Genomic DNA, 23603 nt, shown 5'->3' with positions numbered 1-23603 from the left:
GAACAGCTTGGCTTCTCAATCGAACAGCGCGTTACTACGGGTGTCGCAACGATCAACCCCAAGGAGCCAGAGATGAACACCAACCAGCAAATGCCCGCCACCCAGAACGATGCCTGGGGCTTTTGGGGCACGATGAACGAACACGCCAGCGCAGCGTGGCCCTTGGCGATGACCGCCATCTCGGACGCCACCAGCCAGCCCCTCGAATCAGTCCGGGTCTTCCTCGACAGCCGCCACGGACGCCACTTCGCCGACGACGTCCGCAACCAACAGCACGCGGGCCACGCCCTGGCAGACGCCATCAACGCCGCCACCCAGCTGTGGATGGGCTGGACGATTGGACGCCTGACCAGCAAGCAATACGGCATCCCGCGCGACTTGCCTTACCTGACGGGCTTCGTGATTCATTGCGAGATCGCAGAAGAGTCGCTCGCCGCCTGATCATCGAACAGCGCGCCATCCGACTCACGGGTGGCTTGCTTGCCAGTCCATTCCTGCCAGCGGCGCACGATCACGTCCGCGTACTTCGGGTCGAGCTCGATCAGCCGTGCCAGCCGACCTGACTTCTCGGCGGCGATCAGCGTCGTGCCGGAGCCGCCGAACGGGTCGAGCACCACGTTGCCAGGGCGGCTTGAATTGCGGATCGCGCGTTCGACCAACTCGACCGGCTTCATCGTCGGGTGCAGGTCGTTCTTCTGCGGCTTCTTGATGTTCCAGACGTCGCCCTGGTCGCGGTCGCCGCACCAGTGACGCTGCGCGCCCTCGGGCCATCCGTACAGGATCGGCTCGTACTGGCGCTGGTAGTCGGCCCGGCCCAGCGTGAAGGTGTTCTTGGCCCAGATGATGAACGTCGACCACTTGCCACCGGCGGCGCGGAATGCGGCTTGCATCACGTCGAGTTCGCTGGACGACATCGCCACGTAGATACCGCCCCGGCAATGCGCGATGGTCGGCGTCAGCGCCGCCAGCAGGAAGTCGTAGAAGCCGTCGCCGAGGTTGTCGTTCAGGATCGCGCGATCCTTGCCACGCATCTTGTCCTTGGCGCTGTTGGCGTAATTCACGTTGTACGGCGGGTCAGTGAAGACCATGTCCACCTGCTCGCCATCGAGAAGCCTGTCGTAGCTTTCGGCCACGGTGGAGTCGCCGCACAGCAGCCGGTGGCCACCAAGCGACCAGACATCACCCGGACGAGAAATGGGCGTCTCCGACAACTCGGGCACGGCATCGTCATCGGTTTCGCCTTCGCCATCCGGCTCATCGCCCGCCATCAATTCGGCCAGCGCATCGGCATCGAAGCCGGTCAGCGACACATCAAAGTCGTCGTCCTGCAGTGATGCGATCTCGATGCGCAGCATCGCGTCGTCCCAGCCCGCGTTTTCGGCAATGCGGTTGTCTGCAATCACCAGTGCCCGGCGCTGAGTCGGGCTGAGATGGTCGAGCACGACCACCGGCACCACTTCCAGACCGAGCTTGTGAGCGGCGGCAAGCCGTCCGTGCCCGGCGACGATCACACCGTCGCTACCGGCGAGGATCGGATTGGTGAATCCGAACTCGGCAATCGACGCGGCGATCTGCGCCACCTGATCGTCCGAGTGGGTGCGCGCGTTGCGGGCATAGGGCAGCAGCTTGGCGGTCGGCCACTGTTCGATCTTGTCGGCAAACCAGGAGGCGGTCATTGCTCGGCCTCCGTGGTGGCCAGACGTTCATTGACCACCTCGTCGAAGGACTGGCCTGTCGCCAGCAGCATCACGGGCACGCCGGGGTGGTTCTGCTGGAAGCGCTTGATGGCAACATCCACGTACTGCGGCGCGATCTCCACGCTGCGGCACACACGACCCGTGCGCTGCGCGGCCAGCATCGTGGTGCCGCTGCCACCAAAGGGCTCGAACACAACGTCGCCAGTGTCCGAGTAGGCATCGATCACGAATTCCGGCAGCGCCACCGGGAACACGGCCGGGTGGTCGATGTCCTGACCGATCTTGCCCTTGTGGCGCATCACGCGGATCACCGAGTCGGGAATCCGGGTGTCCTGTGTCGGCTGGCCCTTGTGCGTCCAGCCGCCGACTTCGCCGTCCTTGCCGCGCATGGCCGTGGACGACCCGTCGGCGCGCAGGTGCGACTCCTGGCCCGCGTGCTTGCAGGGCACGATCTTGTTGGGCTTGCGGCTGGCTCGGTTGAAGTGAAAGACGAACTCGAAACTCGGCGCGAACCGACCCGCCCAGTCCCCGGGCATCCCAGGCCCTTGATCCCAGACGTACCAAGCGAAGCGCCGCCAGCCCTGCGTTCGCATCCAGCCAAGCCACGCATCCCAATACGGAATGACTTCGTTGTCTCGGTGGATCAGCCCGAGGTTGACCAGCACCTGCCCGTCGTCGGCCATCGGCACGTTGGCAAACACGCCGCGCATCAGGCCATCCCAATCCTTGACACCGCCGCTGGTGTAGTCACGCTGGTTGCCGTAGGGCGGCGAGGTGAAGCACAGCCGGGCCGCATCGCCCTGCATCAGCGAGGCGACGACCGTTGGTTCGGTGGCGTCGCCACAGATCAGACGGTGGGGCCCGATGGCCCAGACATCGCCGGTTCGGGACACCGACACCACAGGGGCATCCGGCACATCGTCAGCAGCGTCCGGCTCGTCGGCATCTGCCTCCTGGTCGGCGTCATCGGTTTCCACGTCGTCAGCGAGCAAGGCCTCGATCTCGGCATCCTCGAAGCCGGTCAACGCGAGGTCGTACCCGGCCTCAGACAACTCGGCTATCTCCAGCGCCAGCATCTCCTCGTTCCAACCGGCGTCGAGGGCCAGCCGGTTGTCGGAGATGACGTAGGCACGCTTCTGTGTGGGCGAGAGGTGTGCCAGTTCGATGACCGGCACCTGATCCAGCCCGAGCTTGCGCGCGGCGGCCAGACGACCGTGGCCCGCGATGATGCCGTTGTCGCCGTCCACCAGCACCGGATTCGTCCAACCGTACTCGACGATGCTGGCGGCGATCTTGGCCACCTGCTCATCCGTGTGCGTGCGCGGATTGCGGGCGTAGGGGATCAGCGCCTCGACCTTGCGGTACTCGACGTTGAGCGTGTTCAGAATCGGTTCCTCAAATAGAAAGCCCGCCGACGGAAAACCGTGGGCGGGCTCGTGATGGATGCGGACTGGGGCGGGTGCAAACTGCAAACCCTGCAAACCTTGGTTTGCAGTCGGACGCTAGGCGAATGCCGCGCTCGCGCCCCCCGCATTGCGATTGGGGAAGGAAGGACCCCTTTTGCCTGGGTGCTGGCTGAGCCGTCCCTTTAGGTCACACACCTCGTGCGACCATAGCCGTCACTGTATGCCCAAACGACCGGATATGTTGCAAGGGCAAAAGCCGCTCTGCTCCGCTGATTGACGCTGATTGCCGACCACGCGCGCCAAATCACGCCAAAACCCTACGCCGTGACCACGCCGTTGAGCTGGTCGGCGACCATCTGCAAGGCACGCTGCCAACGCCGCCATGCCGTCGTGCGGTCGCAGGCGAAGCGGATGGTGATGTCGCGCCAGCCGTAGCGCTTGGCCCGCATCCACACGAGGTGGCGCTGCTCGACCTCTAGCCACTGCACCCAGCGCATCGTCTCCAGCATCCGGTCGATGGCTTCTGGGCTGGGAGGGAAAGGGCGAAAGTCCTTCTCGTCCGCAGCGAATGACTCCCACTCCTTGCGCACGATCACGGGCCACGTGTTGAAGTAGCCCTGCACCCGGACGGGCGGGAGGCGTCGTCCAGTGCTGGCAGCCTCCTCGAAGCGAGCCGCCACATCCTCCATCGTCCATGCGGTTCGACGGTCAACCATGATGGACGCTTCCCTGTCCGTAGAGACGTTCACCGATGCGCCGCACGAACTCGCGCTCGATGAAGTCGAGGCGATCATCCGAGGCGTTGATCACGAGGATGTGCTGGTAGCGCCAGCCCCGTTGCTTCATCGCTTCGAGATCGGACGGCTCGGGCTGGATGCGGCCCAATGGGCAGCGATAGGTTGGCGCGGGGACCTTCATCTCACACCTCCTGTCCGAGATCGTGGTGCGCGATGGCCCAGTGCAGAAGCGCCAGCGCGTCGGCTTCGTTGTCGTCGCCGAGCTTGTGGCCGCGCGCGCTCATGGCCGCGATCACCTCGTCCTTGCTTGCGTTTCCCTTGCCGGTGGCGTGCTTCTTGATGGTGCCGACCGGCACGCCCTGGTATGGAATCTGGTGGTGCTCGCACCACGCCGTGAGCGTGGCGAGGAAGCCGCCGTAGGCGTGCGCCGCGTCGGTCGAGACGTGACGCCGAACCTCCTCGAAGTGCAGCGTATCAATGCCATCGGCCACGGTCTTTAGTTCCGTGAGCCATCGCTTGAAGCGCAGGAATCGCATGCCGCCGCCTTCGAAGCGTTGCGGACGGAAGCACTCGCTGCCGCTGGTGACACTGCCGTCGCTGCCGCGCAGCGCCCAGCCGGTGGTGGTGCCCAAGTCGAGGGCGAGGATGGTCGTGATCATGATTGAAGTCCTGGTTTCGGTTCGGACTGACGCATCGGACGGATCACATCGAAACTTCCATGGGGTGTGCGCACGCGCACACGCGCGGGAGGAGTTACGACGTAGTCCGTCAAATCCGTCAGTCGGGTGTGTCTGCATGGCGGTCAGTTGTCGGCGTATGGGGTGTAGGCGGGCGTGGGCGGGTGCTTGAGGCCCACACCACGAAAACCACGCAGACCCGTCGAGTTGCGCCACTTCTCGACGCCACGGGTGATGAGCAGATCGGAGAACCGTTTCTGCGAGCCTATGAACTCGCCAGCGGAGTCCGCCCATTGCTTCCAGTCGTTGAACAGTTCGGCGGTCAGCGACTTGGCGTTGACCTCGCACACGCAGCGTTCGTCGAGCCAGCGACCCAGTGCATCCTCGGCCTCGAAATACTCCTCGGTCGCTTCGAGCACCTGCTGCGGCGGATCGAGCCGACCCAGACGCTGCCAGTCCAGACAGCCCTGTACCGCCCACGCCAAGACGCCGTCGCGTTCGGCCAGCAGCTTCTGCTGCAGATGCTTGTCGCGGCGCTCAGCTGGTACGGTGATCGTGAACGGGATCAAGTGCAGCCGCCGCTTCATCGCCTCGTCGATGTTGCGAATGGCGGGCTTGTGGTTGCCCGCCACGACGAGCTTGAACTGCGGGAAGAACTCGAAGAAGTCCTGCCGCATGAAGCGCGCGGAGATCTTGTCGCCACCGGTGAGATTCTTGACCTTGGATTCGGCCCAGCGACGCCCTTGCTCCGTCTCGATGGCGGACACGAAGCGTGCACCGCGCAGGCCTGCCATGTCGGTCGGGTGCCGGTCGGTGCGCGTTTCCATGAAGGTGTCCATCGGCGCGTTGGTCGCGTAATCGCCGAGGATCGTGGCCAGCGTGTTGACGAACACCGACTTGCCGTTAGCGCCCGTGCCGTAAAGGAAGAACAACGCATGCTCCTGCGTCGAGCCGGTGAGCGTGTAGCCGGACATCCGTTGCAGGTAGGCCTGCAGCTCGGCATCACCGCCAGTGATCTCGACGAGGAACTGCCGCCAGGTCGGACAGTCGCCTCCCGGCGTAGCTGTGGTGATCTTGGTCATCCGGTCAGCGCGATCGTGCGGGCGCTGCCTGCCTGTCTTGAGATCGACCACGCCGCCTGCCGTGTTGAGCAGCCACGGGTCGGCGTCCCATTCGGCGGTGGTTGCCGCATGCCTGCGATCCGCGCGCGCCAGCCGTTCCACACCTCCGACCGTGCCGGAGGTGGCGAGCTTGGCGGCGATCTTCGGGTTGTCGGCGTGGACGGCGGCGTGGCGGCAGACGCTGCGGATCAGGTCGGTGGCCGCCAGCGTGTCCTCGGTGCGCCAGCGGTGGCCATCCCACACCAGCCAGCGGCCCCACGCAGCCACGTAGCGCCAGTCGCGGTGGTAGCGCCGGGTGAAGGCCAGCGCCAACGCATCCTCGGTGCCCCACACCGATTCGTCGTTGCTAACGACCGGTTCGGCGTCCTCGTCGATGTCGTGCATCTGGAGGCGCGGGCCGTGGGCGAGGAAGGACGCGACGTCGAAACCCTCGGCCACAGCGTCCGCCGCATCCCAGCCGTCCGCTGCCTCCTCGGGCGGGTACAGGACGTGGCAAGTCTTCGCGCCCGCCGACAGGATGGCCTGCGCCGCTTGCGTCGCGTACTCCCAACCCGGCTTGTCGCGGTCAGGCCAGATGAGCACAGCCTTGCCCGACAGCGGAGACCAGTCGGTTTTCTCCACCGGTGCGTTCGCACCGTGCATCGCCGTGGTGGCGACGATGCCGGTGTCGATCAACGACTGCGCGCATTTTTCTCCCTCGACCAAGACCACTTGTGCGGCCCCGGTTACGCCCGGCTGGTTGTAGAGCGGGCGCGGATCGGGAGGAGCCATCTTGCGGCGGCGAGCGTCCCACGGGCGGAATTCCTTCTTGCGGCCGGGCGGGTCGTAGCGGTAGACGACGGCGATCAGCTTGCCGGAGGCGTCGAGGTAATCCCACTTCGCGGTAGCCGGGCCGAGATCATCGACGGGTGGCACCGATTTCGATTTGCGTGCCGGTGCCGCAGGTGCGCGGCCAACCAGTTCGGTCGCAGCGTCGAGCACACGTGGGAAGTCGGCATGCGCATCAAGGCCCAGGTGCACGGCGATCAGCGCAAAGATGTCACCGCCGTCGCCGGAGGCGCGATCGGTCCACAAGCCCGCCTTGCCTCCGTCGAGCACGATCTCAAGGCTGTCGCCGGGACTGCCGAGCACGTCGCCGACGAGGAATTTTCCGCCCCGTTTCTTGCCTGCGGGGAACAGCGTGGCCAGCACCGCCTCCAGTCGGGCGAGCAGTTCGGCGCGGATCGCTTCGCGTTCGGCGTCGAGGTCGCGAGTAAGGGGGGGTGGCGTGTCGTTGAAATCAAGCATCCGCGACCTCCTCACCGGATACTTGCTGCGCGACGATCCACGCCTCCAGTTCGTTGGGCTTGAAGCGAACGAGCTTGCCGACACGGTAGTGCGGAATGCGGCGCTGCTGGCGTTCCTTGGCCTGCGAGAGCCAGTACGACGGCAGGTTGAACATCAGCGCGGCTTGGCGCGCGTCGATCAATTGCTCGCCGAGCACCTGATTCAAGGGTGTGCGGTTCATGTCGTTGTTCTCCAGCAGCGGTCTTGCCACGCGCACATCCGGCACTCGAAGTGGGTCGAGGCACTGAAGGCGCGCGGCAGAAGCTCTCCCGCCTCGGTGGCCGTGATGACTTTCGCCGCCCGATCTGACATGCGCTGCGCCAGCGCCGCGTCAAAGGGCACGGCCTCGGTGTAGATCTCCATCGTGTCGGCGTTGAGCGCCGTAAAAATCGCCGGATGCTCGTGCAGTTCGAGATAGGCTTGGTAGATCGCCACTTGCGCGGCGTAGACGGGCTTGGCCACGGCGAGGCGGTTTTTCTCCAGCTCGCGCCAGGACTTGTTGCCCAGGCACTTGTTCTCCCAGAGCGCGGGACAGGCGAAGCCCTCCGGCCCACCGACGATGACGCCGTCGATGTGGCCCTGCAGGCGGCCATCAGCCACCGAGAAGCCGAACTGCTCGCCATCGGCGTTGCGGGTGCGCAGGTCGAAGCCCGCGTCCCGCAGCCACGCGACCATGCAGTCCTCCATGACATGACCGCGCTCGAAGATGCGCAGCATCCGGCCCGGGGTGTCGCGCCCGTGGTCGGTGGGTGCCTTGGCGTACTCGAACTGCAGCGCGCGCTCGCAGGCCACGCCGAGACGGGATGCACCGAGGTACTGGCGCTCGGACTGGCGGGCGCGGGCCTGCTGCATCCCTGTGTCGACCAGGGCGGTGACCTGGCCCGAGATGCTCGATGTGGAATTGAAGTCGATCATGGCTTCCTCCCCTTCGGCTCTTCCCAAGGCAGGTCGTCCTCCATATCGGCGAACGGATTGGCAGTACTCGGCGTCATGGGATCAGGCGTGGGCGTCATGCCGCGCACCGGCGGATACTTGCTTGCCTCGTGGTGCGCGACCATCGCGTCCGTCCAGCAGGTGACGATGGCGTCGATCACCTGCAGCGCCTCGGCTTCGGAGTAGTCGCCCAGCGGCTTGGTAAAGCCGATCTCGCCCGCCGCCTCGCCGAAGGCCTTAAGGCACGCCTTCATAGCGGCCAGTTCGACATCAGACGGATCGATCATGGCGACCTCCTTGATGTCGACACGACCTTCCTTGACCCGCAGCCAGTTGCCATACATCGCGTGAAACGCGTTCTGGCAGCGTTGCGAGCAGAACACCCAGTCGATGGGATAGCGCCGGGGATTTCCGACACCGTGACGGTTGTCGGTGTGGCCGAATCCCCGGGCCTGTCGTTTGCAGACCCAGCATTTCATTGCTCCCTCACTGAGCCCAGGACGGTTTGCCCGTCACTGGCGCGCGTTGCGGGGTGGGAGCTGCGTAGGCAGGCGCCGCTTGCGCCGGAGCGCCGGAGGTGCCACCACCCGGATTGGCCTTCGGCACGCCTTTCAACTTGGCGTAGTCGGGGTGGTCGGGCTCGACTGCCAGCTTGACCACGTTGCGGTCTTGGCCCTTGGCGTCCTTCTCGATGTCGACGCGCGCCAAGAACTCCAGGCCATCCAGTTCGGCGAAGCCATTGATACGGCGCGCGGCGGCGGCCTGTGGGCTGTTGTCCTGCGGGTGGACGTTGCGGGCGCTGTTGAGCGCAGCGCGGATGAAGCTGCGCCCCATCTGGCCCCAGGTCGGGCCCTTCTTGGAGAGCAGGCCGATGTTCGACCACATCTTTCGTTTGGCATGGTCGCCAGCGGTGACCACGAATTCGGCGGCCAGATAGATGGAACCGGTCTCGAAGGACTCGGTGGCGTAGCCGCCGCCCCAGCCTCGCGCGGGATCGTCGTAGCCACCGGGCTTGATGGTCATGCGCACCGCGACAGTGGTGCCCTTGGGGATCAGATCGAAGCCGGATTGCTGGGCGTCGGCGTCGTTGAAGTCATTCCATGCGGTCATTGCGATTACTCCTGAGATTCGGTCTGTGCGGGGGCGGTCGAGGCGGCGGGCATGGCAGATGCGCCCGCGCACTTGGCGATCAGCGCGCCGAGATGCGGCGGCTCCAGCAGGTCGAGGCGACCGCTGCGGTCTTTGGCCGGAAAGCCGTAGGGATTGACGGTGTGCGTGACGAAGGCGCGGTAGGCGCTGCCGTCCTCGGCCTTGATCTCGGCCAGCGTCACGACCTCGTCGACGATGCCGGGCAGCTCCAGGCTGGTCTTGCTGCCTTCGATCTGCGGCACGAACACCTTGCGGTTGTAGTCATCGAGGCGTTCGTCGAGGATGGCCACGAACACCACGTTCTTGCCGCGTGCGTGCTGCAGGTGGGTCAACGCGGCGATCATTTCCTGGCCAAGCAGTCCGTAGGCCGCGCGCAGATCGGGTTTGCCGGAGCGGTCGCTGGTTGCACCGGGCTGTGTCTTGCACCACGCGAAGCACTGGCGCGACAACTGCGTGATCGAGTCGAGGAAGAAGGTCCGGTAGCGGTCGAGCTGCGTCGCGTCGCCGAACTTCTCGATGACGTGGTCGTAGTGCGCCTGCGAGAAGGCTGACTCCGGCGGCAGCGACTTGTCCGGGCCCGCGAGGAACACGAAGAAGTCGCGGCTCTCGGGCCACGATGCCGGTCGGATGGTGTCGCCCGGCCAGTCGGCCACTGCCAAGTCCCCGGCCTCGATGTCGAGGAAAAGCGTGGTGGCAGGATCGAGGTCTTTGAGCCGGGTGGTCTTGCCGATGCCGGACTTGCCGAGCATCAGCAGCTTGACGCCCTTGCGCTCGGCCATGCGCTGCTTCGCGGAGATGATGGGGAGGCTCATCACGCGGCCTCCTTCAACTGCTCGGCGACGGCGGGATTCCAGAGAATCTGGTAGCCACTGTGGCCGTTGCGCGAGTACGGCATAGCCTCGGCCCACGCCTCACCGGCCTCGGTCAGCTCCCATTCGTCGCGCTCGTTGCGGAACTGAAAGCCGCCTGCCGCCAGCATCTGGTTCGTGGCCTTCGCCGAGCGGTTGAGCAGTTTGCCGAGCTGCGTGGCGTTCAGGGCGCAGATCGGTTCGTTGGCCGATGGCAGCGCGCGGCGCAGCACCTCGGTGGTGATGCCCGTGTTCTCCTGAATGCAGGTCAGCGTCGCCGCCGCCGCGATGCCCGGTTTCACGCCCGGCACCTTCGCCACGGCCTTACCGATCAGCAGGATCGCGGAAACCCGGTCGTGGGTCGGCGCGGGCAAGGTCGCCAGTGCGCCGGGCACGGTGTAGCCGCCGGTCTTGCGGATCGCGGGCAGCACCTCGCTGGTCACCCAGCGCTTGAAACGCTTGGCGGCGTCCTTGGTACTGCCGAGGATCAGGGCGTAGAGGCCCGATTCGTTGACGTGGTTCTGGCGCTGACGGCCACCCGCCGTGAGGGTCTCCAGTTTCTGGAGATCCTCGGCATCGACGTGCGTCTTGATCGCCTGAGACGGATTGCCCATTTCCAGGGCATCGCAGACATCGGTGGCGTTGAACCACGGCTGCCCCTGATCATCGACCTGGACGCGCACGGCGTGCGCTTCGAACTGGAAGGGAATGATCGCGCTCATGATCAGCCCTCCCACGACACGTCGGCGATGCGGTCCGCCCCACGCGCGGCGCGCTTGCGCACCTCCGTGTGGAGTTCTTCCAGCGCGGTACGGCGGCGGCCGAGCGCCAGCGATTCCGCGTTGGCCGTCTGGATGGCGAAGGCCAGTTCGTCGACCGTGGCGGCATCGAGCGGGACAACGACGTCCTGGCCGTCCGCGCGGCGATACCGGATTTCGTCGGGAAGGTGTTCACCGTAGATGGACGGCAGCTGCTGGCGCAGCGAGGCGATGAGATTGGTGCTCATGGTCATTACTCCGAATCAAGGGAAAGGGTGAAAGACGGCTTGCCGGAATCCACGGTGCGGGCGGCGGCGAACTGCTGTTGCAGCGCCGGGGGCCAATTCGTGAAGCGGGATTCGGAGACGGACAGCTTGATGTCGAGGTAGCCCTCGACCTTCTCGCCCGAAGCCACGATGCGCTCGGCGATTTCGGACAGTTGCTTCTGATCCCAGCTGACCTTCTTGGGCAGCTCGAACTTGAGGTGCAGCGGGCCATCGCTGATGTGGGCGGCACCGAAGTCGCGGCCGGATTCACGCAGCGCCGTGCGCGCCTGCTCGCCGTAGGCGGCGTCGAGCGCCGCGTCGAACTTGGTGCGCGTCTTCTTGAGCCAGTCGAGGGCCTCGTCGAGGTTCCTGTCGATCTCGGCCTTCTGCGTGGCGGGCAGTGCGGCCAACTGGCCGATGGACATCGCGGCGATGTCGGCGGGAAAGAGGGTGATGTCGTTCATGGCATCGCTCCTCAGACCGCCGCGCGCTCGGACGTCGAGTCGTGCAGCGCCTCGCGCTCGAACTGGATGACCGCGTCTACGGGGTAGCCGACGCGCTTCGACAGCTTCAGGTAGCGCGGGCCGCGACCTTCGCTGCGCCAGCGCTGCAAAGTCTTGGGGCTGACGCCCCAACGTTGCGCGAGCTCGTTTTCGTTGAGCACCCGGCGATCACCGGGTGACATGGTGTTGATCGCCTGCTGGGGCGACCGGGGAATGCTGCTGGTTGGTGTCTGCATGGAATGCTCCTGTGACGTTGTTGGGGAACAGATGTCATTCCAAACTCCGGGTGGCGAACCTTTAAGGGACGCAATGGCGAACCACGCGGAAACTTCGGGTTCGCCAATCCGCCAGCTCCCGCCCAAAAGCAGACGGCGAGCACATGGCTCGCCGTCATCGGGGAAGTCGGGGATGAAAGGGTCAGGCGTCGGGGAAGCCGAGCAGCCGACGCTGCTCGCCCCAGTCGCGCGGCAGCAGGTCTTCGCGGCCACGCAGCGTGTGTAGGTTCAGCTGCCGGGGCTGGCGACCTTCGAAAATTGCCTCGACGATGTCCGGGGCCAGCATGGTCATCCGGAGCACCTCGGCCGCCCAACCCGGTTCCAGTTTCAGCGCTCGTGCAAGATCCGAGGTTGTCGGATAGGTGCCGTCGTCGATCAGCCGCTTCCAGTAGAACGCCTTGCCGAGCGTCTTGATCATCGGTACGTCGAAGCCGCCCGTCGCAGCGGCGGCGTCGGGCGTGGGCGGAATCAGCAACTTGCGGTTCTGGCGGCGCTTGATGGTCAGCGGCACCAGCGTGACGCGCTGCCCATCGCTGACATAGCTGCGGGCATCGACTCCGACCTCGATGTGGACTGTGCGTTTGCGCGGGTTCACCGAGGTGGTCATGCCAGTGCCTCCTCAGGGTGCTCACGGGCTTCCTCGACCAGCGGATGCGCGCTGATGTCGGCACGGAACCCAATCCAACCGTCCTCGCGCCAGACGATATCCAGTCCATGCCCGTGCAACTGCACCCGCTCGATCAGCAGTCGTGTGATGCGTTGCTGTTCGGCGGGGAATAACTGCGCCCACACGTCGCCGATGCGCTGCATCGCCACCACCACCTGCGCTTCGTCGAGCGTGCTACCTGCGGGGTGCTGCTGGCAGGCTCGCCAGACCGCGATCAGTATCTGGGGAGCCGAGAGTGCCGCGTGGATTTGCGCCAGCACCGCGTTCTCGATTTCGGCGGCGGGCACATGACCCACGTCCGGCGTACCGGGCGACAGGCTCGCGCCCGCGTTTCGCCGCTTGTGCAGGTACGGGACGTAGTAGCGGTATTGCCGTCCGTTCTTCTTCTTGACGAAGGAGTGCAGCATGCGTTGCCCGTCGGGCGCGAACAGCAGACCCGCCAGCAGTGCCGGATGCTTGGCGGCGTGCTCGCGTGGCGCTTGCTTGCGTCGTTCGATGAAGGCATATACAGCGTCCCATAGGGCCGGGGCGACGATGGCCTCGTGCTGACCCGGATACCACTGCTCGTTGTGAGAAATTTCGCCGAGGTAGATACGGTTGCGCAGCATCGTGAAGAGGTACTGCTGGTCGATGGTGCGGCCCGAGCGTTCGCGCCCGGTCTGCGTCACCCACGCCTTGGTGGTGTGGCCTTCGATGACCAGTTCGCGCACGAGCCGCGCCGCCGAGCCATGCTCGCCGTAGCGCCTGAATATGTCGCGCACCAATGCCGCCTCGCGTTCGTTGACGACGAGCTTGCGCTCGACCACGTCATAGCCCAGGGGCGGCACGCCGCCCATCCACATGCCCTTGGCCTTGCTGGCGGCGATCTTGTCGCGGATGCGCTCGCCGGTGACTTCGCGCTCGAACTGTGCGAAGGACAGCAGGATGTTGAGCGTCAGCCGTCCCATCGAGGTCGTGGTGTTGAACTGCTGTGTGACCGAGACGAAGGACACGCCGTTGCGGTCGAACACCTCCACCAGCTTGGCGAAATCTGGCAGGCTGCGTGTGAGGCGGTCGATCTTGTAGACGACCACGGTGTCGATCTTCCCGGCTTCGATGTCGACCATCAGGCGGCGCAAGGCGGGACGATCCATGTTGCCGCCGGAGTAGCCGCCATCGTCGTAGCCGTCGCCGACGGCGATCCAGCCTTCGTGCCGTTGGCTGGCGATGAAGGCGAGGCCTGCGTCGCGCTGGGCTTCGAGACTGTTGTATTCCTGATCCAGCCCTTCGTCGGTGGATTTGCGGGTGTAGACGGCGCAGCGCTTCTTCGGCGTGATGCTTTGGCTGCCCGAGGGCAGCGGATTGGCGCGCGGCGACCTCATGCCATCACCTTCTTCGATGCCGGCGACTTGAGGCCGAAGAACACAGGGCCCGACCAGTGGCTGCCCGTGATGTGGCCCGCAATCGCGGACAGGCTCTTGAAGCGTTGCCCTTGGTATTCGAAATCGTTCGAGCCGCGCACCAGCACGCGATGCTCGACGTCGTCGTAGATGCGCGTGAGGATGGTGCCGGGCAGCAGGCGCTGGCTGTCGCTGCGCAGTTGCTTGGGCAGTATGCCGGTTTCGCCGACTTCCTCGAGCTTCTTGCGCAGCGAGGGTCTCAGGCCACCGAAGGCACGTTCCTGAATCCTGTAGGCCAGTCGGCTCTCCAGCCAAGTGCGATGGTGATGGCCGGGGCGCTCATCAAAATGGTCATCCCAGAGCGCCCAGAGGTCGTCCATCGAAAGATGGGGAAGAGCCGCGACACGTGCGGCGACCGAGGTAGTGGATGGTTGTGCGTGTGCCGTCATGGGCGAACTCCTTTGTTGTGATCGGGGTTCGCATTCACGCGCTGTTGGCCGGGGAAGCCAAGGCGAACGCACTCGCTGTTTTCGATAGTGTCGCGCGACGGACGCGCGCGCAGGCGCAGGAGTGCAGCGGCCAGCAGGTCGGCGATTTCCTGCTGCGCGTGTCGAGGGAGGTCAGACGGCGGGAAAATGGAAATGGGTTCGATTTCTGTCATGGCAAGCGTTCCGATGGAAAACGCTGCTCATGCTAGAAACCGAGGGCACTTCGCGTAACGTGATTTAGCGGGAGTGCGCGGGTTCGGCGCAGTCCGGGTTGGTCTGCAAATCAGTGGCTGCGGATAGCCTTGATGATCGACTGGACCTTCACTGCCAGAATTGCCTTCGACTCGGCGTGATGTTCAATCAAAATTCCGGCAAGCCTGGGTGTGAACTGAGCAGACGGTGAAAGCGATTGCAGGTCGATTCGCCCAAGGTCAACCAGAACCCCACCGCTAGCTCCGTGGGGAGTGATTGAATCCGTAGTCTCGCCAGTGAAGGCTTTCGATTTTTTTGCGAACTTCAACAGCAAGTGCATGTCTTGAGAAGCTCCGACAGCGTCGAAAACTTTCGCGTCCGTGTGAGTAGTGGAGCTGTAGGCCCATGCCTTTCCACGCACATGAGTTCCGGTGACGGAAATCGGCTTCGGCTTATTGCGTGATGCCGGATATCCCAAGGCCATGAAGCATCTTCCATCCAGAGATCCTCTGTTTTGGGAGATGTCATTGGCATCTATGAACGCATCGACGCCGAGACGATTGGAAAAATCATCGGGCAACTCCATGAATGCGAAGTCAAATTTGTCATCGGCTCTGCCTGATGCTGGGGCCTTCGTTACTCCTGCTATTCCCGTGATCTGTTCCAGCGCATTGCTGCCAGCCACATACAGGGTGGATTGCTGATTCAAGTCGAGAACGTGGGCGGCAGTGACGAAATACCGCTTGCCATCGACGCGAAACAAGAACGAGCTGCCGATCGCTTCAGCGGTACCCGATACCGTGGCCCAGTAGACAGGACGAACTGAGGGAAAGAATCTGGCCTGCGCTTGGCCGGTTCTTTCCTTGATCCAAGCGCGCACCGCTTCGCCTTGAGAAATGATCAATCCTGTCACCGTCGGTCGTCCAAGGGCCGTAGCATCAGCGAACCGGCAACTGCCCGTTCGACGCGAACTGATCAAAGCTGTCGAAGCTGTCCTCGTCCTGCCACGACCGATCCCATGAGCGCGGCTCGGCGCTTTCGAGCAGGAGCAGCGTGAGGACACGATCACGCGCGCCGAAGGTGTGCTTGAACTCACGCAGATTCATGTGCTGCGCTTCCTCGGGGCACCAGATCGCAGCAGACATCTCTGTGCCGTCCCATTCTTGCGCGATGCTGGCGTCAGCGGCCAGCGTGCCCGGCATTGGTTCCGCCGGATCGCCGTTGCGTCGAATGCGCGCCCGCGTTCTCCTCGCGCTGCTGCTGCGCCACTCGTACTTCACGTAGCCGTTGTCCCAGTAGACAAGGATGGCGCGTTCCGTCGTGAACTTGATGTAGCGGATGCACAGCGCCTCCAGCGAGACTTGGAAACGCTTGGCGATGTCGCCGAGGACACGAAAGTCGATGCGTTGGTTGGAAATACACGCGCGCAGCAGATCGCCGGGCATCAGCAAATTGCTGGCAAAGTCATCGGCTTCCCGTTCGATGTCGCGGAGCGTATCGATGCCGGTGTGGACGCTTTGCTTGTCGCAGTTGAAGTTCTGCTGCTGACCGCGATGCAGGATGAAGTGGCCCAGCTCGTGGGCGATGGTGAAGCGTTGACGTTCGGGACGCGATTTGCCGTTGTAGGCGATGCCCCACACCTTGTGGTCACTGGGATCGCGCGCCAGCATCCCCTCGAAGGCATCGTCGTTGAATTGCACCGGTTCCCTGATCTCCCGAACGCCGGTGCCGTAGGGCGTGCTCGGCAGCATCTGCCGGACGACTTCCAGATCGATAGCGTCAGGCACGCCCTCGTCGCGGTACCACGCCCGCAGCCACTTGATGACGTGGCTGGCGGCAATCGAACCTGTGAGGGCCTGCGCTGCGCTCAATCTTCATTCCCCGCTCTTGCGCGAAAACATGATCTTCAGGACGTCTTGATAGTGCTTCTTCTCTTCCTCGGTCATCCCCGCGTACTCGCGGAAGAAGGCCACGTCCTCTGGGCTGGCCTGGGGAACCTGCTGGATGGGTTCGCCCATCACGTCCTCCATCGTCACGCCCAGCACCTTGGCGATGGCCTGAATCCGTTCTGCGGACGGGCGCTGCCCGTCTTTCATTTCCAGTTCCCAGATGTACGCCTTGGTGCAGCCAACCGCGTCGGCGACCTGCTGCAGGGTCAACTTCTTCGCCTCGCGCAAGCGTCGCAGGCGTGCTCCGAACGCCGAAGCCATGGCGATGCTCCTTTGGAAAACAGTCAGTGAATGAAATCAAGACCGACAGTATAGCCACGAGATACATAAAAGGTCTAGATGTGCCCCGTTGATTGACAAGCGGAAATCCGAGGTTCAGAATCGCACCTGTATCTCGTGGCTTTACTTTCATGGGATTCATGTTCAGTAACCTGTCGCTGGCCCGTGCAGCCCGTACATCGGTCGCAGACCTCCGACGCCGATCCAGAAAGGACGAACAAGATGAAGAAAACCTTTGTCGACGTGATGCTCGAGCTGCCGGTGGATGCCACGCTGCGCGACTTCCTGACCTCACATGGCCTGCCCGTGCCGGATGGGTTCGCGTGGGACGACACGCCGGAGACCAGCCAGTTCTTGGTGGAGGCGGTCAAGGTCTGGCCGGACACCGCCGCCCGAGACCAGATGACCGCCAACCTCATGGCCAGTGTCCAGTTGGGCGACGCGGCGGGCAAGCAGGCGATGTTCGAGGCCGTGGTGGCTGACGGTGCCGCGCTGGCGGGCCTGACGCTCTGCAGCAGCGACGTCCATCGCTCGTTCTGGCTGTACGTCAACCACCCGGCGCTGTTCGAGCGCGCCTACGACTTCAGCTTTTGGGAGCATCACGGGCAGCAAACCCAGCAATACGATCTGGGCCTGAAGCACCAGCCGAACGGTTCGGACACCAACCTGGCCGCGCTGCGCCACGCCATCTCGGCGTTCTACAAGCGCGAAATGCAGTGCGGCGACAGCAGCGTGGCGCATCTGGTCGAACGCAGCCCCGGCGTGTTCCTGCTCACCGTCCACGTCAAGGACATGGCCATGCTGCGGCTGGAGTTCGAAGGCTCGGCCCTGAAGCGCCGCGTCGGCAATCCCAACATCCACATGGTGCTGGAGTACGCCAAGACCACCGGCGTCGTGCGCACGCTGGTGCGCGGCGGCCAGAAGTACCAGCAGATGCTGGTCGAGGCCTTCGCCGAGCATGTGCTGGGCGTCAAGGCGAGCGCGAGCCGCATCAAGTCGCCGACCTTGGATTTGTCGATGCTGCGCACCGGCTTCGACGTGCCGGAGGCGTTCGAGGATGGTTTCTCGATGGTGCAACTCAAGGCGCTCACGCTCCTTAGCCCCGACACCGCACTGAAGATCGAATGCACCGCGATGCAGTCCAGCCAGCAACGCTCGGTACACGAGCTGCTGAAGGAGAAGCTGCCCGGCCCGCTGGAAGGCCAGTGGGCGGTGACGGCGGCACAGGTCAATCTCTACTATCCGCCCGAGCCGGGCCGCACGCGCGCCAAGGTGGTCACCATCGAAGTGACCAGCAAGGGGCGTCTGAACCTGCACAAGTTCGACGCCAAGGTGCAGGCGCAGTTGGAAGGCTATCTGGTCGCGGTGGGCATCTTGCAGAAGGGCCAGACTCTGAGCGCGCAGGAGATGCCGCCGGAAGCGGACGCGATCAGTTCGACGTCGGTGTTCGAGGATTGATCGGTGGCGGCGCATGACGCTTGGGCCTTGATCTGCCGCCTGTTCGCGGGCGGCTCGCCGGTGCTGCGCACCACGCTGTCGCCGCGTGACGTTGCTGTGCTGCCCGTCCTCGGCAAGGCGGTCAAGCCAACGGTCGTGGATCAGTCGTTCGTGCTCTGTCCGCACTGCCAGCAGCATCGGGTGCAGGTCTGGGGCGACGGGCGTGGCGGACGGATGTGCCGTTGCCCGGACTGCGGGCCGGTAACCGTCGAGGCAGCCGATGGTGTGGCGTTGGCCTTGGACGAGGACTGGCTGCGCACGAAGATGCGCGTCGCGCTCGGCATCGAAAGCCGGGACGGTATCGATGTCCTCGGCGACGGCGTGTGGCGGCTCGGCGATGCCCGGCGGTCGCCCGTCCTACTGTCCCGCGACCTGACGCGGGTGCTGCAAGAACCGGCGCTGCTGGAGCGGGTCCGCGTTGCCGGTGGCGATGTCCGGGTGGTCACGCCGAGGCCGCGAACGACGCGCGGAGCGCCATTCGGCGCGGGCGTGGAATGGCTGGCGCTGGAAGAACGCTTCACGTTCTATGGTGGCGGGATTACGTTCATCGCCGCGCCGCCGTCCACGATTCCAGCGGTCGTCGATCCGGCCAAACCCGTCAATGGGCCGTTCTCGGCGGACTTCAAGTGGGCGACGCTGCCGGACGGCGATGGCACGCCGATTCGATTCACCGACGGTCAGGCCAAAGTGTTCGAGGCGCTGTGGTCGTTCAAGGGCGAAGCCACAACGGCGGACCGGATCATGCAACGCGCGGGCTTGGACAGCGCCAAGCCGAGTGACCTGTTCAAGATCAAGTCGAAGGACAAAGGCAAGCCAGAACCTGTGGCGCAGCACGCGGCCTACGGCGCGCTCGTGGCCACGCAGCAACGCGCAGGGTTGTATTCGATGCCGTGCGCGGCGGGCGCGTTGGCGTCCTCCCCACACCAGACATCAGGAAAGGGGGAGACCTTCATGGCATGAGTTCCATCCCTGAAGCGCCAAGGCTCGCGCCGACTTCAAGAGCCTGCCCTTTTCAATTTTTGGAGCATTTGCAATGAGCAGAAAAAACCAATGGGTCGTACCCGTCAACGGCGGTGAACAGTGGGGTGTGCGTGGTGAAGGCAACGACCGCCTCACCTCCGTCCACGACACGCAGCAACAGGCGATTGACCGCGCGCGGGACATCGCCATCAACCAACAGAGCGAGATGCTCATCCAAGGGCGTGACGGCCAGATCCGTGAGCGCAACAGCTACGGTCATGATCCGTTCCCGCCCAAGGGCTGACGTTGGGGCTGGCCTCGCGGGTTTGCACGGGCAGTGTGGAGCAGCAAACCCGCGAGCCAACCATTCCCATCGGCACATGCACAAGCCATTGACGAAGAAGGCCGCCTGCGTGTGCCACTGCGAAGAAGTTGGCGCAGGTTTCGAGAGAAGATAGGGCGGAAGAGGGGCGAACTGGGCGCGTCATGCCGCCCATGCCCGACACGGTTGGCACACGCAGAACGGCCCGGAAGCCCGCGTGGTGTGCGGAAGCTGCAAATGAAAACGCCCAACCGAGAACGGTTGGGCGCTGAATTTTGGTGGAGCGGAGGAGGATCGAACTCCCGACCTTCGCATTGCGAACGCGACGCTCTCCCAGCTGAGCTACCGCCCCACGTGAGCGGCGCATATTAGCAGCGGTGGGTGGTGGTGCCAAGCCCTCCGATGATGATTCAGCCGGGCAGCAGAGCGGGCAGGCGCTCGTGCAGCACCTCGCGGCGCCAGCCGTCGAGGAAGTCCGGCCACTGCCGGGTGACCACGTAGTCCTCCAGCACCTTGCGCGGGCAGAGCAGGCCGGCGGGCAGGTCGAGCGCGGCGGCGGTGGTGTCGATGAGGGTTTTCATGGTGCCCAGCGCCTGCTTGGCCGCGCCTTGCGGGTGGGCGGGAATGGGCGCGGTGGCGGCGATGTCGTCTTCGCCGATGGGCGCGGCGAGCAGGGCGAACAGCTCGCTGCGCTGGGCGCTGCGCAGGGCGCGTTGGCCGCGTGCGCGTTGTTCGAGTTCGGCGAGGCTGGTGGGCGGTTCGTGGGCAAGGCTGAGCGCGAGAGCATCGTCCAGCAGCCAGGGGCGCGGGCGGTTCAGCGTGCGTGCGCTGCGGTCGCGCCAGCGGAGGATGCGGCGCAGCCGGGCTTGTTGCGCGCTCGCCCACTCGGCGGCGCCGCGCAGGGCGCGTTGCGGTTGCGGGTCGCCGTCGCGATGGCTGGCGCGCTGCTTGAGGCGGGCGCAGTCTTCGGCGAACCAGTCGAAGCGGTCGCGCTGGCGCAGGCGTGCGGTGAGCTGCTGGTGGATGGATTCGAGGTAGACCACGTCGAGCGTGGCGTAGCTGCGCTGTGAGGCGGTGAGCGGGCGCTGCATCCAGTCCGAACGCGTCTCGCCCTTGTCCAGCTCGTCGCCGCACAGCTCCAGCACCAGCGCGCGGTAGCTGATGCCCAGCCCCATGCCGGCGAAGGCGGCGGCGATCTGGGTGTCGAACAACGTGCCGGGGCCGTCGGGCAGGAAGGGGGCGAGGGTTTCCAGGTCTTCGCCGGCGCTGTGCATCACGGTGACGGTTCCGCCGGCGCCCAGCACGGGCTGCAGGGCATCGTCGATGGCGAAGGCCAGCGGGTCGACCAGCGCATGGCGGCCGGCACAGCCCAGCTGCAGCAGGGCCAACTGCGGGTGGAAAGTGTCGCGGCGCATGAACTCGGTATCCAGACCCACCACGGCGCTGGCCGGTGTCGCGCGCAGCCAGCCGTCGAGTGTGGCGCGGTCGGTGATCCAGTCGGCGGTGGTGTCGGGCAAGGGCATGCGGTTTCCTCGATAATCGGCGGGCGTGGATTGCCCTGTGTTACTTGGTGCCATAAGGTGACCGCGCACGATAACAGGCCGATCAGGGAACGCCCAAGCATGCCCAGCAATGCCACGCTGCAACGCCAACGCATGCTGGGCGGCATGATCGGCATCGCGCTGCTGGCGTTTGGGCTGGGGTATCACTTTTTTCCTGGCCTGTTCCATGCGGCGCCGGTCGAGGCGGTGCGGCCGGATGGGGTGGTGCCGGTGGTGGCCGTGCCCGGCAGTGTGCCGGCAGCCGCTACGGTGGCCGACGAGGAGCGCAACGCCGGGCCGCCGTTGACGCTCGCGCCCACCGCGGTGATGGCTGCGCGGTTGAGTCGTGAACATGCCCAGTTGCCCCGGCAGCTGACGCCCGATCCGCCGAAGTTGCGGGTGCTGCTGGAGCGTGCGGGCAAGGCGCTCGCCGCCGGCCGTCTCGATGGCGACAAGGACGGCGCCGTCGCGCTGTATCTGCAGGCGGCGAAGGAGAAACCCGACAGCCGGCGCGCGGCGCAGGGCGTGATCGACGTGCGTGCGCGGCTGGTGGTGCAGGCCGGGCGCGAGATCGCGCTGGGCAATGCCGAGGAGGCCAGCGCGCAGCTGGCCTTGCTGCGCCGGTTGCCTGGCAGCGCGGACGAACTGGCACGGCTTGCGGCGGGCTTGCAGACGCTGGATGCGGTGCGCCCCCTCTTGGCCAGGGCCGCCGGCTTGCTGCGCAGGGGCAGGGCCGATCAGCCGGTGGGTGGCAGTGCGCTGGACGTCTATCGCCAAGTGCAGCAGCTCGATCCGCAAAACGCCGTGGCCGAGCAGGGCATCCTCGATGTGCAGCACGCAGTGCTGGATCGCGCGCTGGCGGCGGTGGCGAAGAACGACTTCGCCACGGCGGAAAAGGTGCTGGCAGAGGCGCGGGCGATCCGTCCCGGCGCGCAGCAGTTGCATGAGGTGCGCCAGCGCGTGGAGGGCATGCGCACGGCGCGCGCGCAGGGCGTGCTGGCGCAGGCGCAGTCGGCGCTGGACGCGGGCAACCTCGCGCTGGCGCAGCAATTGGCCGCGCAGGCGCGCGGCATCGATGCCGCGCTTCCTGGCCTGGCGGTGTTCGCGGTGGATCTGGCTGACGCCCGGCTCTACGCCGGTCACAAGCCCGGCCAGGTGTTCAGCGACCGCTACATCGATCTGCCGGGGCAGGCACCGGCGATGGTGGTGCTGCCGGTGGGCAACTTCGTGATGGGTGCGGCGGCGAACGATGACGCGCGCCATCCAGCCGAGCTGCCGGCGCACCCGGTCGGCTTCGCGCAGGGTTTCGCGATGTCGCGCGGCACCATCACGGTGGGCCAGTTCCGCGAGTTCGTGCGCGCCAGCGGCTACGTGCCCGACGCGGTGAAAAACGGCGGCGCCAGTGTCTACGACGAGCGCACCGGCGCGATGCGCGACGACGCGCGCGCCACCTGGCAGGACGACTACGCCGGCCGCCGCGCCGCCGATAACCTGCCGGTGGTCAATGTCTCCTGGCGCGACGCCAAGGCCTATGCCGACTGGCTGGCCAAGCACACCGGCCAGGCCTATCGCCTGCCCAGCGAAGCCGAGTTCGCCTATGCGCTGCGTGCCGGTACTGTCACGCGCTATTGGTGGGGCGATGGCGTGCCCAGGGGCAAGCTGGAGAACCTCACCGGCGCGAGGGATCGCTCGCCCAGCGGCCGGCACTGGAGCCATGCCTTCCGCGATTACGGCGATGGCTACTGGGGCCCCGCGCCGACGATGAGTTTCGGGCCCAATCCCTTCGGCCTCTACGACATGGGCGGCAACGTCTCCGAATGGATGGCCGATTGCTGGCACGACAACTACGTCCACGCACCGCTGGACGGCAGCGCCTGGCTGAACCCTGGTTGCGGCACGCGCGTGCTGCGTGGTGGTTCCTGGGGCAGTTCGCCCGAACAGGCCCGCTCGGCGTGGCGGCAGGGCATCGATGCCGGCGTGCGCAGCGGACGCGTGGGTTTCCGCGTGGTGCGCGAGTTGTGATCGCGCCGCAGCGCATCATCGTTTCTGCGGTTTTTTTCGCTTCCGCGTGCGCCACAGCCGAAAAAATCGCGTAGATTGTGCGGGCCGCATGGCCGTCGCCTCATTGGAGGCGGCGCCTTCTTCACTACGATGGATGCCCATGGCCACCAAGACCACTGCCAAGAAAGCCCCTGCCAAGGCCGCCAAGCCGGCGCCGAAGGCTCCCGCCGCCGTCAAGCCGATCAGCGACGCGCTGAGCAAGTCCGGCCTGATCGCCCACATCGCGCAGAGTGCCGGCGTCGAAGCCAAGCACGTCAAGGCCGTGCTCGCCTCGCTCGAAGGCGTCGTGCTCGGTTCGCTGCACAAGAAGGGCGTCGGCCAGTTCACCCTGCCGGGCCTGTTCAAGGTCAACGCGGTGAAGGTGCCGGCCAAGCCCAAGCGCACCGGCATCAACCCGTTCACCAAGCAGGAGCAGGTGTTCGCCGCCAAGCCTGCCAGCGTCAAGGTGAAGGTGCGCCCGCTGAAGAAGCTCAAGGACGCCGCGCTGTAAGTCGCGCGCCTTCGCCAGCAGCACACACAAGGGCCGCGCATGCGGCCCTTGTTCGTTCTTGTCGATGGACAAGCCGCTGCGA

At 65.3% G+C, this 23603-nt stretch carries 29 protein-coding genes and 1 tRNA gene; 6 read left to right on the top strand and 24 right to left on the bottom strand.

Annotated features, from left to right (window positions below):
- Nucleotides 1-72: 72 nt before the first annotated feature.
- Complete coding sequence (locus tag AC3WQA_RS04750; protein ID WP_492673937.1) at nt 73-441, top strand: hypothetical protein; 369 nt, start codon at nt 73-75, stop codon at nt 439-441.
- Here AC3WQA_RS04750 and AC3WQA_RS04745 read toward each other — a convergent pair.
- The 22 genes from AC3WQA_RS04745 to AC3WQA_RS04640 form a co-directional block, all read right to left on the bottom strand.
- Nucleotides 405-1676, bottom strand: coding sequence for a site-specific DNA-methyltransferase (locus tag AC3WQA_RS04745; RefSeq protein WP_492673936.1), 1272 nt, complete (start codon nt 1674-1676; stop codon nt 405-407). The genes AC3WQA_RS04750 and AC3WQA_RS04745 overlap by 37 nt on opposite strands.
- Nucleotides 1673-3169, bottom strand: a complete 1497-nt coding sequence (locus tag AC3WQA_RS04740) for a site-specific DNA-methyltransferase (protein WP_492673935.1) — start codon at nt 3167-3169, stop codon at nt 1673-1675. The genes AC3WQA_RS04745 and AC3WQA_RS04740 overlap by 4 nt, the downstream gene beginning before the upstream one ends.
- Nucleotides 3170-3420: 251 nt before the next feature.
- Nucleotides 3421-3819, bottom strand: a complete 399-nt coding sequence (locus AC3WQA_RS04735) for a DUF6362 family protein (RefSeq protein WP_492673934.1) — start codon at nt 3817-3819, stop codon at nt 3421-3423.
- Entirely contained in the window at nt 3812-4021 is a 210-nt protein-coding gene (locus AC3WQA_RS04730; RefSeq protein ID WP_492673933.1) for a hypothetical protein, read from the bottom strand. Before AC3WQA_RS04730 ends, AC3WQA_RS04735 begins: the two co-directional genes overlap by 8 nt.
- A 1-nt stretch (nt 4022) precedes the next feature.
- A complete protein-coding gene (locus tag AC3WQA_RS04725) occupies nt 4023-4499 on the bottom strand; it encodes a crossover junction endodeoxyribonuclease RuvC (protein ID WP_492673932.1) in 477 nt (158 codons plus the stop codon).
- 143 nt (nt 4500-4642) lie between these two features.
- Entirely contained in the window at nt 4643-7009 is a 2367-nt protein-coding gene (locus AC3WQA_RS04720; RefSeq protein WP_492673931.1) for a phage/plasmid primase, P4 family, read from the bottom strand.
- Nucleotides 6918-7175, bottom strand: a complete 258-nt coding sequence (locus AC3WQA_RS04715) for a hypothetical protein (protein WP_492673930.1) — start codon at nt 7173-7175, stop codon at nt 6918-6920. Before AC3WQA_RS04715 ends, AC3WQA_RS04720 begins: the two co-directional genes overlap by 92 nt.
- Nucleotides 7142-7879, bottom strand: coding sequence for a hypothetical protein (locus tag AC3WQA_RS04710; RefSeq protein WP_492673929.1), 738 nt, complete (start codon nt 7877-7879; stop codon nt 7142-7144). Before AC3WQA_RS04710 ends, AC3WQA_RS04715 begins: the two co-directional genes overlap by 34 nt.
- Complete coding sequence (locus AC3WQA_RS04705; RefSeq protein ID WP_492673928.1) at nt 7876-8376, bottom strand: DUF6511 domain-containing protein; 501 nt, start codon at nt 8374-8376, stop codon at nt 7876-7878. Before AC3WQA_RS04705 ends, AC3WQA_RS04710 begins: the two co-directional genes overlap by 4 nt.
- A 7-nt stretch (nt 8377-8383) precedes the next feature.
- Nucleotides 8384-9007: a hypothetical protein gene (locus tag AC3WQA_RS04700; RefSeq protein WP_492673927.1), complete on the bottom strand. Its 624-nt coding sequence runs from the start codon at nt 9005-9007 to the stop codon at nt 8384-8386.
- A 5-nt stretch (nt 9008-9012) separates the two neighbouring features.
- Entirely contained in the window at nt 9013-9858 is an 846-nt protein-coding gene (locus tag AC3WQA_RS04695) for an ATP-binding protein (protein WP_492673926.1), read from the bottom strand.
- Nucleotides 9858-10577 (bottom strand): BRO-N domain-containing protein, encoded by a 720-nt coding sequence (locus AC3WQA_RS04690; RefSeq protein ID WP_492673925.1) that lies wholly within the window; start codon nt 10575-10577, stop codon nt 9858-9860. The genes AC3WQA_RS04695 and AC3WQA_RS04690 overlap by 1 nt, the downstream gene beginning before the upstream one ends.
- 41 nt (nt 10578-10618) lie before the next feature.
- Nucleotides 10619-10900 carry a hypothetical protein gene (locus AC3WQA_RS04685; RefSeq protein ID WP_015914475.1) on the bottom strand — a complete coding sequence of 94 codons (282 nt, stop codon included), beginning with the start codon at nt 10898-10900 and terminating at the stop codon, nt 10619-10621.
- A gap of 5 nt (nt 10901-10905) precedes the next feature.
- Nucleotides 10906-11382 carry a hypothetical protein gene (locus AC3WQA_RS04680; protein ID WP_492673924.1) on the bottom strand — a complete coding sequence of 159 codons (477 nt, stop codon included), beginning with the start codon at nt 11380-11382 and terminating at the stop codon, nt 10906-10908.
- Between the two features lie 11 nt (nt 11383-11393).
- Entirely contained in the window at nt 11394-11657 is a 264-nt protein-coding gene (locus AC3WQA_RS04675) for a helix-turn-helix transcriptional regulator (protein ID WP_492673923.1), read from the bottom strand.
- 181 nt (nt 11658-11838) lie between these two features.
- Complete coding sequence (locus AC3WQA_RS04670; RefSeq protein WP_492673922.1) at nt 11839-12303, bottom strand: hypothetical protein; 465 nt, start codon at nt 12301-12303, stop codon at nt 11839-11841.
- A complete protein-coding gene (locus AC3WQA_RS04665) occupies nt 12300-13724 on the bottom strand; it encodes a recombinase family protein (RefSeq protein ID WP_492673921.1) in 1425 nt (474 codons plus the stop codon). The genes AC3WQA_RS04670 and AC3WQA_RS04665 overlap by 4 nt, the downstream gene beginning before the upstream one ends.
- Nucleotides 13721-14191, bottom strand: a complete 471-nt coding sequence (locus AC3WQA_RS04660) for a DUF2924 domain-containing protein (protein WP_492673920.1) — start codon at nt 14189-14191, stop codon at nt 13721-13723. Before AC3WQA_RS04660 ends, AC3WQA_RS04665 begins: the two co-directional genes overlap by 4 nt.
- The gene (locus AC3WQA_RS04655; protein ID WP_492673919.1) at nt 14188-14403 is read right to left on the bottom strand and encodes a hypothetical protein; all 216 of its coding nucleotides are present in this window, start codon (nt 14401-14403) and stop codon (nt 14188-14190) included. Before AC3WQA_RS04655 ends, AC3WQA_RS04660 begins: the two co-directional genes overlap by 4 nt.
- A gap of 110 nt (nt 14404-14513) precedes the next feature.
- On the bottom strand, nt 14514-15326 hold the full coding sequence (locus AC3WQA_RS04650; protein ID WP_492673918.1) for a S1 family serine peptidase: 813 nt from the start codon (nt 15324-15326) through the stop codon (nt 14514-14516).
- Nucleotides 15327-15360: 34 nt separating this feature from the next.
- The gene (locus AC3WQA_RS04645; RefSeq protein ID WP_492673917.1) at nt 15361-16293 is read right to left on the bottom strand and encodes an ImmA/IrrE family metallo-endopeptidase; all 933 of its coding nucleotides are present in this window, start codon (nt 16291-16293) and stop codon (nt 15361-15363) included.
- Nucleotides 16294-16296: 3 nt separating this feature from the next.
- The gene (locus AC3WQA_RS04640) at nt 16297-16632 is read right to left on the bottom strand and encodes a helix-turn-helix domain-containing protein (protein ID WP_492673916.1); all 336 of its coding nucleotides are present in this window, start codon (nt 16630-16632) and stop codon (nt 16297-16299) included.
- 240 nt (nt 16633-16872) lie between these two features.
- Between AC3WQA_RS04640 and AC3WQA_RS04635 the strand changes: the two genes are divergently transcribed.
- The 3 genes from AC3WQA_RS04635 (at nt 16873) to AC3WQA_RS04625 (ending at nt 19411) form a co-directional block, all read left to right on the top strand.
- Entirely contained in the window at nt 16873-18108 is a 1236-nt protein-coding gene (locus AC3WQA_RS04635; protein WP_492673915.1) for a hypothetical protein, read from the top strand.
- Between the two features lie 27 nt (nt 18109-18135).
- Nucleotides 18136-19107, top strand: coding sequence for a hypothetical protein (locus AC3WQA_RS04630; RefSeq protein ID WP_492673914.1), 972 nt, complete (start codon nt 18136-18138; stop codon nt 19105-19107).
- A 73-nt stretch (nt 19108-19180) separates the two neighbouring features.
- Nucleotides 19181-19411, top strand: coding sequence for a DUF2188 domain-containing protein (locus tag AC3WQA_RS04625; RefSeq protein ID WP_492673913.1), 231 nt, complete (start codon nt 19181-19183; stop codon nt 19409-19411).
- 294 nt (nt 19412-19705) lie between these two features.
- On the opposite strand, the gene AC3WQA_RS04620 is transcribed toward AC3WQA_RS04625, so the two are convergent.
- A tRNA-Ala gene (locus AC3WQA_RS04620) sits at nt 19706-19781 on the bottom strand.
- A gap of 58 nt (nt 19782-19839) precedes the next feature.
- Nucleotides 19840-20952: a ribonuclease D gene (locus AC3WQA_RS04615; protein ID WP_492673912.1), complete on the bottom strand. Its 1113-nt coding sequence runs from the start codon at nt 20950-20952 to the stop codon at nt 19840-19842.
- Nucleotides 20953-21051: 99 nt separating this feature from the next.
- Between AC3WQA_RS04615 and AC3WQA_RS04610 the strand changes: the two genes are divergently transcribed.
- On the top strand, nt 21052-22992 hold the full coding sequence (locus tag AC3WQA_RS04610; protein WP_492673911.1) for an SUMF1/EgtB/PvdO family nonheme iron enzyme: 1941 nt from the start codon (nt 21052-21054) through the stop codon (nt 22990-22992).
- A gap of 139 nt (nt 22993-23131) precedes the next feature.
- A complete protein-coding gene (locus AC3WQA_RS04605) occupies nt 23132-23521 on the top strand; it encodes an HU family DNA-binding protein (RefSeq protein WP_492673910.1) in 390 nt (129 codons plus the stop codon).
- Nucleotides 23522-23603 lie beyond the last annotated feature (82 nt).

This window comes from Rhodanobacter sp. FW106-PBR-R2A-2-24 (assembly GCF_058789615.1).
This window is presented reverse-complemented; position numbering and strand designations above follow the sequence as displayed.

Excerpts from the sequence above, each read along its gene's own strand:
- AC3WQA_RS04750 (WP_492673937.1), top strand. The coding sequence starts at position 73 with ATGAACACCAACCAGCAAATGCCCGCCACCCAGAACGATGCCTGGGGC.
- AC3WQA_RS04745 (WP_492673936.1), bottom strand. The coding sequence starts at position 1,676 with ATGACCGCCTCCTGGTTTGCCGACAAGATCGAACAGTGGCCGACCGCC.
- AC3WQA_RS04735 (WP_492673934.1), bottom strand. The coding sequence starts at position 3,819 with ATGGTTGACCGTCGAACCGCATGGACGATGGAGGATGTGGCGGCTCGC.
- AC3WQA_RS04730 (WP_492673933.1), bottom strand. The coding sequence starts at position 4,021 with ATGAAGGTCCCCGCGCCAACCTATCGCTGCCCATTGGGCCGCATCCAG.
- AC3WQA_RS04725 (WP_492673932.1), bottom strand. The coding sequence starts at position 4,499 with ATGATCACGACCATCCTCGCCCTCGACTTGGGCACCACCACCGGCTGG.
- AC3WQA_RS04710 (WP_492673929.1), bottom strand. The coding sequence starts at position 7,879 with ATGATCGACTTCAATTCCACATCGAGCATCTCGGGCCAGGTCACCGCC.
- AC3WQA_RS04705 (WP_492673928.1), bottom strand. The coding sequence starts at position 8,376 with ATGAAATGCTGGGTCTGCAAACGACAGGCCCGGGGATTCGGCCACACC.
- AC3WQA_RS04700 (WP_492673927.1), bottom strand. The coding sequence starts at position 9,007 with ATGACCGCATGGAATGACTTCAACGACGCCGACGCCCAGCAATCCGGC.
- AC3WQA_RS04695 (WP_492673926.1), bottom strand. The coding sequence starts at position 9,858 with ATGAGCCTCCCCATCATCTCCGCGAAGCAGCGCATGGCCGAGCGCAAG.
- AC3WQA_RS04685 (WP_015914475.1), bottom strand. The coding sequence starts at position 10,900 with ATGAGCACCAATCTCATCGCCTCGCTGCGCCAGCAGCTGCCGTCCATC.
- AC3WQA_RS04680 (WP_492673924.1), bottom strand. The coding sequence starts at position 11,382 with ATGAACGACATCACCCTCTTTCCCGCCGACATCGCCGCGATGTCCATC.
- AC3WQA_RS04675 (WP_492673923.1), bottom strand. The coding sequence starts at position 11,657 with ATGCAGACACCAACCAGCAGCATTCCCCGGTCGCCCCAGCAGGCGATC.
- AC3WQA_RS04670 (WP_492673922.1), bottom strand. The coding sequence starts at position 12,303 with ATGACCACCTCGGTGAACCCGCGCAAACGCACAGTCCACATCGAGGTC.
- AC3WQA_RS04665 (WP_492673921.1), bottom strand. The coding sequence starts at position 13,724 with ATGAGGTCGCCGCGCGCCAATCCGCTGCCCTCGGGCAGCCAAAGCATC.
- AC3WQA_RS04660 (WP_492673920.1), bottom strand. The coding sequence starts at position 14,191 with ATGACGGCACACGCACAACCATCCACTACCTCGGTCGCCGCACGTGTC.
- AC3WQA_RS04655 (WP_492673919.1), bottom strand. The coding sequence starts at position 14,403 with ATGACAGAAATCGAACCCATTTCCATTTTCCCGCCGTCTGACCTCCCT.
- AC3WQA_RS04640 (WP_492673916.1), bottom strand. The coding sequence starts at position 16,632 with ATGGCTTCGGCGTTCGGAGCACGCCTGCGACGCTTGCGCGAGGCGAAG.
- AC3WQA_RS04635 (WP_492673915.1), top strand. The coding sequence starts at position 16,873 with ATGAAGAAAACCTTTGTCGACGTGATGCTCGAGCTGCCGGTGGATGCC.
- AC3WQA_RS04625 (WP_492673913.1), top strand. The coding sequence starts at position 19,181 with ATGAGCAGAAAAAACCAATGGGTCGTACCCGTCAACGGCGGTGAACAG.
- AC3WQA_RS04615 (WP_492673912.1), bottom strand. The coding sequence starts at position 20,952 with ATGCCCTTGCCCGACACCACCGCCGACTGGATCACCGACCGCGCCACA.
- AC3WQA_RS04610 (WP_492673911.1), top strand. The coding sequence starts at position 21,052 with ATGCCCAGCAATGCCACGCTGCAACGCCAACGCATGCTGGGCGGCATG.
- AC3WQA_RS04605 (WP_492673910.1), top strand. The coding sequence starts at position 23,132 with ATGGCCACCAAGACCACTGCCAAGAAAGCCCCTGCCAAGGCCGCCAAG.